Origin of the sequence: Aeromicrobium sp. (assembly GCF_050700635.1) — a bacterium.
In the GTDB taxonomy this organism is placed as follows: domain Bacteria; phylum Actinomycetota; class Actinomycetes; order Propionibacteriales; family Nocardioidaceae; genus Aeromicrobium.
Window position 1 is genome coordinate 1 of record NZ_JBOHDT010000066.1, and the last position, 11,041, is coordinate 11,041.

At 67.4% G+C, this 11,041-nt stretch carries 8 protein-coding genes and 1 pseudogene; 3 read left to right on the forward strand and 6 right to left on the reverse strand.

From position 1 onward, the window contains the following. The 4 genes and pseudogenes from ACRDPN_RS04850 to ACRDPN_RS04865 all read right to left on the reverse strand — a co-directional run. A pseudogene (locus tag ACRDPN_RS04850) lies at positions 1–605 on the reverse strand (hypothetical protein); the annotation flags it as partial. A gap of 27 nt (positions 606–632) precedes the next feature. Then, a complete protein-coding gene (locus ACRDPN_RS04855) occupies positions 633–1,025 on the reverse strand; it encodes a nuclear transport factor 2 family protein (RefSeq protein WP_431446239.1) in 393 nt (130 codons plus the stop codon). A gap of 170 nt (positions 1,026–1,195) precedes the next feature. Then, entirely contained in the window at positions 1,196–2,242 is a 1,047-nt protein-coding gene (locus ACRDPN_RS04860; protein WP_431446240.1) for a glycosyltransferase family 2 protein, read from the reverse strand. Between the two features lie 12 nt (positions 2,243–2,254). Further along, a complete protein-coding gene (locus ACRDPN_RS04865) occupies positions 2,255–2,947 on the reverse strand; it encodes an IspD/TarI family cytidylyltransferase (RefSeq protein ID WP_431446241.1) in 693 nt (230 codons plus the stop codon). A gap of 182 nt (positions 2,948–3,129) precedes the next feature. Here ACRDPN_RS04865 and ACRDPN_RS04870 point away from each other — a divergent pair, with 182 nt between their 5' ends. Continuing rightward, positions 3,130–4,035: a hypothetical protein gene (locus ACRDPN_RS04870; protein ID WP_431446242.1), complete on the forward strand. Its 906-nt coding sequence runs from the start codon at positions 3,130–3,132 to the stop codon at positions 4,033–4,035. 5 nt (positions 4,036–4,040) lie between these two features. On the opposite strand, the gene ACRDPN_RS04875 is transcribed toward ACRDPN_RS04870, so the two are convergent. Continuing rightward, positions 4,041–6,566 carry a CDP-glycerol glycerophosphotransferase family protein gene (locus ACRDPN_RS04875; protein ID WP_431446243.1) on the reverse strand — a complete coding sequence of 842 codons (2,526 nt, stop codon included), beginning with the start codon at positions 6,564–6,566 and terminating at the stop codon, positions 4,041–4,043. 7 nt (positions 6,567–6,573) lie between these two features. Continuing rightward, entirely contained in the window at positions 6,574–7,917 is a 1,344-nt protein-coding gene (locus tag ACRDPN_RS04880) for a Gfo/Idh/MocA family oxidoreductase (protein WP_431446244.1), read from the reverse strand. A gap of 99 nt (positions 7,918–8,016) precedes the next feature. Between ACRDPN_RS04880 and ACRDPN_RS04885 the strand changes: the two genes are divergently transcribed. Next, positions 8,017–9,975 (forward strand): M13 family metallopeptidase, encoded by a 1,959-nt coding sequence (locus ACRDPN_RS04885; protein ID WP_431446245.1) that lies wholly within the window; start codon positions 8,017–8,019, stop codon positions 9,973–9,975. Positions 9,976–9,979: 4 nt separating this feature from the next. After that, positions 9,980–11,041 (forward strand): MFS transporter (locus tag ACRDPN_RS04890; RefSeq protein ID WP_431446246.1); only part of this gene is annotated, 1,062 nt, incomplete at its 3' end.

Here is an 11,041-nt window from a genome sequence, read left to right on the forward strand (position 1 = left end):
GTGCAGTAGGCATCGCCAATCGCGATCGCCGAGACGTCGTTGGTCTCGATGGCGACCATCCCCTCGTCGAGCAGTGCGATCCCCTCGTCCACGCGGTCGAGGTAGATCAGGCACCTGCCCTCGCCGATCCGTGCCAGCGCTGCGAGTTCGGGGTCGTGGAAGAGGACGCCGACCTCGGCCGCCGCGTGAAACGCCTCGTGCCCAGTGCGCACGTCGCCGGAGAACGTTGCACGCATCGCGGCCGCGTAGCGCAGGTAACCGCGTTCGACGCAGTCGATCTTGCGGTCGTCCAGTAGCCGCTGGGCGCGGTCGACCCAACCGCCTCCGCGCGCCAGGTCGCCGCTGTTCAACAGCGCGAAAGCCAGCCAGAAGGCGCACCGGGCCGCCCGTGCAACGTCGCCGACGTGCGCGCTCTTCTCGTGGGCGCTGATCCAGGCAGACCGGCTCTCGTCGCTGAACCCGGCGAGGTACGCCGCGGATGCCAGCCGCTCAAGATCGTCGACCTCGAGCGGCTCCGCGACTGCGGCCGCGGACAACTCGTCGTACGCCCGCCGCCAGGCCTGCTTGTTGAATGCGTCGCGTCCACGCCCGACTCCGTCGCCCATGGGCTCAGTGTCGCGCGAATACGGCGCCTATGCCCAGAACGACGCAGACTCGGCTGGTCCGGCCGCGATGAACCACATCTCGCGGATTCGACCGTCGTCGAACCGGTAGACGAAGGAGTCATTCATCGCCAACGTCCGCCCGTTGCGACCGAAGACGGCGTGCTCCCACTCCGCCCCCCATTCGTCGTCAGCCAGGCAGTACAACTGCTCCAGCTTCACATCCCCGTCGGTCAGCTCGAAGACGGTGCCAAGGGCCGCCAGCAAGCCGTCGACTCCGTGGTGGTCGCCTGCGAACGGAATCGGACCACGGCCGTGGAAGACCATGTCGTCGGTGAAGACTCGGGCTAGCGTCTCGCGGTCGTTCTCGACGATCGCTTCGGTCATCCGCTCGATGACCGCAACATTCGGGTGGGTGCTCATGATGTCCTCCATCGCTGGGTATGTCTCATGAGGTGACGATAGGAACTGGGAACCGGTCGCCACATCGGGAGAAGTGCCGATCTTCCGCCTGCGACGCGTCAGTACTTTCGCTGACCTCGAATGTGGGGAGCGATGCTGGGTATTACCGCAGCGTCAGACGCAGCCGCACCTTAGGTGTCGACGCGGGAGGTGTCGACGGAGTCGCCGCCGCCACGGACGCTGCCGAGGATGAAGCCGGTGCCCCAGCAGAGGTGCATCGTGGCCAGGACGACGACGTAGCGCAACCGGTCGAGCAGGGAGCCCCTGGCGGTGATCGCGGCGACGACGAGGGCTCCGACGTAGGCCAGCGGTCCGAGGTACACCAGCGAGGCGACCCAGCCCACGGTGCCGCTCAGCACACCGGTGACCTGCAGCAACGCGACGACCAGCGCCACGACGAGGTTGACGACGAGCACCGGCGGCGCGAAGAAGCGCAACGGGTTCTTCGCCCCGAGACGCCGGGTGAGCTCGCCACGCCAGATCCCGGTGGAGAGGAACTGCCGGGCGAGCTTGTTCCAGGTGTCGCGTGGCCAGTAGGTGACCCGCAGCGCCGGGTCGAGCCACACGAGGTGCCCGGCCCGGCGCAGACGGAAGTTCATCTCCCAGTCCTCGCCTCGGCGCAGGGACTCGTCGAAGCCGCCGATCTCGCGCACCGCGGAGGCCCGCATGATGCCGAGGTACGCAGACTCTGCCGGCCCGGGTTCGGCGTGGCCAGCGTGGTACGAGGCGCCGCCCAGCCCGAGCCGGCTGTTGTAGGCGCGTGCGACGGCAGCTTGGAATCCCGACCGCCCGGTCGCGACCATGATGCCGCCGAGGTTGGCGGCACCCGTCCGGTCGAGCTCGGCGACTCCACGCTCGGTGTAGTCCGGCTCGAGCTGGGTGTGCGCGTCGACGCGGATCACGATGGGGTGTCGAGCCACGGCGATGGCACGGTTGAGGCCGATCGGGATGTGCATTCCCGGGTTGTCCACGACAGTGATCCGGGCGTCTTCTGCGGCCAGCCGGCGCACGACCTCGTCGGTGCCGTCGTTGGAGGGGGCGAGGGCGAGGACGAGCTCGACAGGGCCGTCGTAGTCCTGCGCGAGGATGCTCTTGACGGCCGCCTCGACGTAGCTGATCTCGTTGAAGATCGGCATCACGTACGAGACGCCGGAACGAGGTTCCGGCGTCTTTTCCATCGGGTCAGATTATCAGCCGGGCTCGGCGACCCAGGTGGCGGCGAGGGCCCGCACGACGGCGAGATCGTCCGGGTGCGTGACCTTCATCGTGCGACGATCGCCATCGACCCAGGCGACCGTCTCGTCGGGGAAGACACGCAGCACCGCGGTGATGTCGTCGGTCGACGGCGGCGTACCGGCCAAGCGCGCCCACGCATCGGCGAGCAGGTCGCGACGGAATCCCTGCGGCGTCTGGTGAAGGCGTACGCGGTCGCGGTCGGGCATGGAGACGACCCGCTCCCCCGCCTCGTCGAGCACGACGACGGTGTCGGACGGCGGCACGACGGTGGCGACGACGTTGACGGTCTCCAGGGCGTCGAGGCATCGCTCGACGGTGTCGCGCGGCAAAAGGGGTCGTGCCGCGTCGTGCACGAGCACGTGAGTCACAGACGGATCGAGCGTGTCCAAGGCCCGGATCGTGGACGCGGCGCGGGTCTCGCCGCCGAGGACGAAGCCGGTGACCCGTTCGTCCGCCAGGAGCTCACGCGTCGTCGTCTCGTGCTCGGCCGACGTCACGACCCAGACCTCGGCCACGCGGTCGGCGTGAGCGAACGCCCGAACGGCGTGCTGCAGCACGGTCGCATCTCCGAGCGCCTCGAGCTGCTTGGGCCGACCGCCGAAACGGCTTGACATACCAGCCGCGAGCACCACTGTTGCGACCCGCATGCCGACCCCTCAGTGTAGACCTGCTCGACCCTACTGGAGCCGGTCGGCCTGCCCTGACACGATCGTCCAAAAGACGTCTCCGAACGTTGTTGCCGTCCGCCGGATGAGAGGCGTAATCTCGTTGGCGTTCGGGGATCCCGTTGCGACCAGAAACAGGGAGAGTCGCAAGATTGGGGTCGGGCATGAGGGAACTTTTCGAGGACATCGTTCGGATCGGACGGTTCGTCCCGGTCACCAGCTGGCAGCGATTCGGCTACCTGTGTGGTGCATTGCTGATGCTGGGTGGCGTGTTCCACGGCGCCGTCTACCTCGTCGACGGGGGTGCGTGGGAAGGGCCACTCTCCTGGCGCAAGCCGATCGTGTTCGGTCTCTCGTTCGGGATCACGATGCTCACGGTGACCTGGTTCATGAGCTTCCTGCGCCCAGGCCGTCGCGCAGGTTGGCTGACGCTCGGGACATTCGGCGTGGCGTCACTGGCCGAGGTCTTCCTGATCTCCATGCAGACCTGGAGAGGCGTCGCCTCGCACTTCAACGAGGACACCACATTCGACGCTCTGGTGTTCACGGCGATGGGCAGCTTGGTCAGTATCGTGGGACTGATGACGGTGCTGATCACGGTGTGGGCGTTCGTGCGGCTCGACGCTCCTGCCAGCCTGGCACTCGCGATCCGGCTCGGACTCGTCCTCATGCTGATCAGCCAGGCGGTGGGGGTGCAGATGATCGTCGAAGGCGGGAACACGTTCGGTGCTGAGGGAGCGCTGAAGATGCCGCATGCGTTCACTCTGCACTCCGCCCAGGTTCTGCCGGCCTTGGCCCTGATCCTGCTGGCGTCCCCGGCGCAGGAGCAACGGCGACTCCGGATCGTCAGTGTCGGTGCCGTGGGCTACGCGGCGATCATCATGTCGACCATGGTGCAGGCCTATGCAGGCCATGCCCCGCTCGACTTCACGATGACTTCGACGGCTTTCGCCATCGTCGGGTTGGCTCTGCTCGCGACCAGCGCAGTGCTCGCGCTGTCCGGCCTGGCCACGCGATCTCGACCACCGGACGCCGAGCAACGATCGACGAGCTCGGCCACCCACGGCTAAGGAGCTCAGGCGTCTTCGCCGGTGCCGGCCTCGAGGTCCCAGCGCTCCACGAGCGTGCGCGATCGCGACTTCGGATCGAAGGCGAAGAGGGCGTCCACAGCGCGCGACGCCGCGTGGCCGTCGTCGGCGTGGTTGAAGCGGGCGCACCAGGCGTCGTAGCGCTCCTTGTAGGTGGGTGCCCAGGAGCGGACCGAGTCGAGCAGCTCGACGACCTCGCCTGAGGTGCGGACGACCGGCCCGGCCGAGATCTCCTCGAGATCGAAGTAGACGCCGCGCACCTTGGGGTCGGTGTACTCGTCGATGTCGGGAGTGAAGAAGATCATCGGCCGCCTGGTGACGCTGTAGTCGAACATCATCGAGGAGTAGTCGGTGATCAGCAGGTCGGCGGCCAGGTACAGATCGTTGATCTGCGGATGTGTGCTCACGTCGATGACGTCGTCGTGCCGGATGACGGCACCGAGGTCGAGCGTGCGCACGTGGCCGCGCTGCAGGAAGGTGAACCCGGTGCCCAGGCGGTCCGACATCTCGACGACGTCCAGCAGCTCGACCTCCTGCCCCGCCTCACGCCAGGTGGGCGCGTACATGACGACTGTGTTGCCCTCGGGTATGCCGAGCGTCGCCCGGATCTCGGCGATGCGGGCCGGGTCGGGGTCGTGCAGCTCGTCGTTGCGCGGATAACCCGACTCGATGACGCCTTCCGGGAAGTCGTACGCGCGACGGATGATCGGGGTCGTGTCGGCGTTCTGGGAGATGAACATGTCCCAGTTGCTGCGCTCCAGTCGAACCTTCTGGAGGTGCCCCGAGCCCTTCTTCGAGCGGTCGAAACCGATCTTCTTGTACATCGAGCCGTGCCAGGTCTGAAGGACCGTCTGGAACGACCTCTTCACGAAGCGCGTGCGCAGCCACTCGTTCGTGACGATCCACCGCGCGGACTCGCGGACCTTCCACCACTCCTGCGACCCGATGATCAGCGGTGTCGCTCCCTCTGGCACCTCGATCGAGAAGTCGTCGACCGACCAGTACCGGGGCAGATCGGGGTGGCGGCGGGCGACCTCACGGTCCATCGCGCGTGGATTGCAGGTGGCGTTGCGGCCGAAGAAGCTCTCGAAGTAGACCGCGTCGATCGCCGGCAGGCCGCTTTCCGCGAAGCGGTCGAAGAGGATGTTCTGGTGGTACGAGCCGTACTCGGACTTATCGCGCGGCCGGGTGACGCGTACGCGGAGCTCGTCTCGCCGGGCGAGCTCGAGTCGCAGCCGCGTGTCAGGCCGGGAGTCGACGTGTGGCAGCCGGTCGATCAACGCCGGGCTGACGAAGGTGTTGAACTGTTCTCCGTCGATGCGGCCCTCGAGGTCGTACGCGCCACGCATCGGCGGCAACGCGGGTCCGCCCCACATGGAGAAGCGCAGCGGGACACGGGCGGCGAACCGGCCGCCGTCGTCCACACGGTCGAGCGTGACCGGGAGATCGAGGTGTTGGCTGGACATGACGAGCGAGAACACCGTGGGATCGCCGACAACGGTGCCGGTGATCCGCAGGTGTGGGATCTCCTCGTCCACGCGCTCGATGTCGTTGACCTCCACGAAGTGCGGGACATCGATGATCTGGAGCTCACGCGCCGCACTGCCCCGCACCAGAAGCGTGCTTGTGGAGGCGGGTCGGTGGCCGTCGGCGTCGTCGAGCAAGGTCAGCGACCGCCGCGAACGGCCAGATCCGATGGACGCGGCCCAGGTGGGTGGATGCCGGGCTCCGGTCTCCTCGTCGACGACGATCTGTCCGGGCGGCAGGCTCCCCACCAGCCGGACGCCGTCAGCTTCGCGCGTCACGGTCAGGGGGACGTCCTCCTGTCCCTCGCCGATCAGCACGGCCGCCTCGATGTTCGTGTCCGCGTCGACCCGCAGGCTGATCTGGCGATTGTCGAGGGTGACGTCGCGCACGAGCACATCCGGCTCCTGGGCGACGATCAGCACACCGCGACGCTCGTGGAAATGTGGGCCGACCAGGCGCCCCTCCCCGAATGGACGAAGTCGCACGATCTCCGGCGAGCCGAAGTGGTAGATGCGTCGGAGCGGACCCCACGTGCGCCGGCCGCCGCCGGTGACGCCGACGCGCACCTGCCAGGAGCCCCCGGAGGTCAGGCCGGTCAGCGACTGCCCGTCAAGGCGGGCCTCGAACGCCATGTTGCTGTAGTTGAGCTCGGCACGCGGCACGGCGCCCAGGACGTCGGGGTCCTCAACGGGCGTGACCGTTGCACGGATGCGCTCACGCCGGAATCGTCGGTGCAGCCACACCTCGAACTCGGGTCGTGCCCCCTGGTCGGCGCCACGCACGAAAGCCCAGCCCTGGAGCACGAGGTCGTCGCCGTCCCAGACCGCACGACGCAGGTTCGACATCCAGCCGAGGTGCAGGAACGGGAACCAGCGACCGATGAGTCGGTAGGTCGTGCGGACGAGTGCGAAAAGCTCGCGGAGTCGCGGGTTCGGGGACAGACGGGCCCGGTTGGCTGCCCGCCGCAGCAACTTCCTGGGGTTCACGCCGCCCTCAGCCGAACACGTGCGCGTCCGTGCGCGCGGACTCGAGCACGCGGGCCATCCACCGCATCTCCGACGCACGCAGGCGGAAGGTCTGGCGCTCGCCGCGGCGGATCATCGAGCCGAATTCGGCGATCTCGTAGCGCAGGCCGTCGCCGTCGAACTTGTAGTAGAACTTCTTGTTGTCCGACTGGTTCTCGAACCTGACCTCGAAGTACTCGGTCTTCCACCACGGTGCCGGAACGTAGATGTAGCCCCGGGTACCCGCGATGACCAGATCTCCCTCGGCCTTGACGCCGAGGCCCGTGCGCGCCGAGGCGACCGCGTGCGGAAAGCGGAAGTCGATCCGTGAGTAGAGCTCCACGTCACTTGACTCCGGCTTGAACGAGGTTGTCCGGAGATCTTCGTGGTCCTCGCCCAGAAGCTTCACCACGGCGAGCAGCGGGTAGCTGGCCAGCTCGGCCAGGCTGCCACCCCCCTGCGCGGCGTCGAGCTCTCGCACGTCGCCCGTCGTCAGCTTGGTGAATGTGGCGTCGACCGAGCGGATGTCACCGATGGAACCGCTCCTGGCCACCGCGACGAGGCGCTGGAATCCGGGTGAGAACGCGGTCTTGACGGCTTCGAGCAGCACCACGTCGGCCTGCTCGGCCGCCTCCTGCAGCCGGACGCAGTCGGCCTCCGTGAGGCTCATCGGCTTCTCGCACAAAACGTGCTTGCCGCGCTCCATCGCCGCGAGCGCGTACTCGACGTGGGTGACATGCGGAGTGGCGATGTACACGGAGTCGACCTCATCGAGGAGTTCTTCGTACGAGCCGGCGGCGAGATCGAGATCGTGCTGGTCGACGAAGGTCTTGACGTTCTCGGGACTGCGAGACCAGGCCCCCTCGATGTCGATGCCGCTCACGAAGTGCGCCTCGTCGACGAACCGGTTGGCGATGCGACCGGTGCCGACGACGCCGAGACGCATCATGCCGGCGTTCTCGTTGCGCAGCTGGGTGCTGGAGATGCCCTTGGTGCGTTCGAGGTACACGACCTCGCAGTAGTCCTTGAGGTAGTCGAACTTGCCGAGCCAGTCGGAGCCGATCGCGAAGATGTCGATGTGGTGCCGCTGGATGTCGTTGATCTTCTGACCTTCGTACTCCTCGATGATCACCTCGTCGGCGAGACCGCTGTCCTGGACGTTCTGGATGCGGTCCATCAAGGTCTCTTGGACGTTCAGCTTGCCGCGCGCATCGTCGAAGTTCTCGGTGGTGACCGCGACGATGAGGTGGTCGCCGAGAGACCGGGCGCGCTCGAGAAGGCGACGGTGTCCGTCGTGGAACAGGTCGAATGTTCCGTACGTGATGACGCGCATGGGGCTCCTCGGGGCTAACTGGTGCGACCTCAGGTTACCGATGAGGCAATCGGATGCCGAATCACGTCTCTGACTAGTCTTGGCGCCTAGTGTGGGCGCGTGACTCCTGCCATCGACACCTCGCAGCTCGACCCGTCCATCCGCGTCCAGGACGATCTGTTTCGTCATGTGAACGGCCCCTGGCTGCGTACCACCGACATTCCCGCCGACCGCGCCAGCGCCGGCGCCTTCATGACGCTGTTCGACGAGGCGGAGAAGACGGTGCGATCGATCGTCGAGACCTGCCGGGACGACCCTTCCGACGATCCCGCGGGCGAGGAGCGCAAGATCGGCGACCTCTACTCCAGCTTCATGGACGAGGAGCGCGTCGAGACCCTCGGGGCGCAACCGCTGGCCGACGAGCTCGGACAGGCGGAGGCCGTCACCGACGTCGCCTCTTTCGTGCGCACGCTCGGCACGCTCGAGCGCTCGGGCGTCGGCAGCGTCTTCGGCCTGTTCATCGCCCCCGACCGTGGACAACCCGACCGGTACATCACGCACCTGTCCCAGGACGGCTTGGGACTTCCAGACGAGTCCTACTACTCAGGTGACGACTTCACCGCCATCCGCGAGGCCTACGTCGAGCACGTCGCCACCATGCTCGACCTCGCCGGTCTGGACGAGGCGGCAGCGCGAGCGCAGCGCGTCATGGACCTGGAGACCCGACTGGCGACCCACCACTGGGATCGTGTCGCCTGCCGCGACACCCAGAAGACGTACAACCTCGTCGATGCCGCCGGGCTGCAAGCGCTCGTACCGACGTTCGACTTCGAGGCGTGGTCCACCGCGGCTCGCATTCCGGCACCGGCCGTGGCCGAGGTCGTGGTGGCCCAGCCGTCGTTCCTGCAAGGCTTCTCGACTCTGCTCGTCGACGACGAGCTGCCGGCCTGGTGCGACTGGCTGCGCTGGCAGATCGTGCACAGCGGGGCGCCGTACCTGTCGTCGGACTTCGTCGACGCCAACTTCGAGTTCTACGGACGCACGCTCAGCGGCACCGACGAGCTGCGTCCCCGCTGGAAGCGCGGCGTCGGGTTCGTGGAGGGCGCGATGGGTGAGGCGGTCGGCAAGATCTACGTCCGCACCGAGTTCCCTCCAGCCGCGAAGGAACGCATGGGCGACCTGATCACCAACCTCATAGCCGCCTACCGCGAGAGCATCATCTCGCTGCCCTGGATGAGCGAGACCACCAAGGAGCGGGCCCTCGAGAAGCTCGCCTCGTTCACCCCGAAGATCGGTCATCCGGAAGAGTTCAAGGACTACAGCGCACTCGAGACCGACCCCACCGATCTGCTCGGCAATGCCCGCCGTGCGCTCGCCGTCGCGATGGATCGCGAGCTGGCCAAGATCGGCTCACCCATCGACCGCGACGAGTGGTACATGACGCCGCAGACGGTCAATGCCTACTACAACCCCGCGATGAACGAGATCGTCTTCCCGGCTGCCATCCTCCAGCCGCCCTTCTTCCATCCGGACGCCGACGACGCAGTCAACTATGGAGCGATCGGTGCCGTCATCGGCCACGAGATCGGCCACGGTTTCGACGACCAGGGCTCGCATTACGACGGCACCGGCGCGATGCGCAACTGGTGGACCGACGAGGACCGCGCCGCGTTCGAGGCCCTCACCGCCGTGCTCGTCGATCAGTACGACCACCTCTCCCCCGAGGGTGGCGACGCCCATACCGTCAACGGGTCACTGACGATCGGCGAGAACATCGGCGATCTCGGGGGGCTCGGCATCGCCCACCGGGCCCTGCGCCTGGCCCTCGCCGGCACCGAACCCGACGCCATTGACGACCTCACCGCCGACCAGCGATTCTTCTTCTCGTGGGCACAGGCATGGCAGGCCAAGGTCCGTCCCGCGGAGACCGTGCGGCGTCTGACGATCGATCCCCACTCCCCGCCGGAGTTCCGCTGCAACCAGGTCGTGCGCAACATCGACGCGTTCTACGACGCCTTCGACGTGAAGCCCGACGACGGACTGTGGCTCGAACCCGACCGACGAGTCACGATCTGGTAGTCCCGTGACGACGACTGCGGAGAGCACGCGCATCCAACGCCGGATCGTCACGGTGCTCTCGCTCGTCCAGGTCGTCGGCGGCATCGGCGTCGGCGCGGGGATCGCGATCAGCTCCTTGGTCGTCAAGGACGTCACCGGGTCGTCCGGCTGGGCCGGAATGGCCGTGGTGATGATGACGCTCGGAACCGCGTCCGCGTCAGTGCCCCTTGCCGCGGTCGCCGTTCGATTCGGCAGGCGCCCGGCGCTGACGCTCGGCTGGCTGCTCGGATCCATCGGCGCCGTACTCACCGTGCTCGGATCGGAGCTCGTGTCGCTTCCGCTGGTCCTGCTCGGGCTCCTGCTGTTCGGGTCCGCCATGGCGTCCAACCTGCAGTCGCGCTTCGCTGCCACGGATCGCGCCAACCAGACACAGGTCGGTCGTTCGCTGTCGCTCGTGGTCTGGTCCACGACCATCGGCGCAGTCGCCGGGCCGAACCTGACCGATCCGGGCGCCGACCTCGCCCGCCGCGTCGGCGTGCCCGATCTCTCCGGACCGGTGCTGTTCTCCGTCGTGACGTTCGCGCTGGCGGCCATCATGACGTTCGTGTTCCTGCGGCCGGACCCGCTTGAGCGCACGGAGGGCGCCGCTTCTGCGCCGAGCGGTGTGCGGGCCGCACTCCCGCACGTGCGCGGCACGGCATTGGTCGCCGTCTACGCGATCGCCACGGCGCACGCCGTGATGGTGGCGGTGATGGCCCTGACGCCGGTGCACATGGAGGACCACGGATCGTCGCTGCGCGTCATCGGTCTCACCATCAGCCTGCACATCGCCGGCATGTTCGCCTTCTCGCCGGTGATGGGGTGGTTGAGCGACCGCTGGGGTGCGGGTCGGACGATTCTCCTCGGACAGTGCACGCTCATCGTCGCGGTGGCCGTCGCCGGCACGTCCGGGAGCTCCGACCTGCAGATCACGATCGGCCTGACCCTGCTCGGCCTCGGTTGGTCGGCATCAGTCATCGCCGGTTCCGCGCTGCTCAGCACCTCGGTCGAGGCGAGCGTCCGTCCGGCGGTCCAGGGCTTCAGCGAC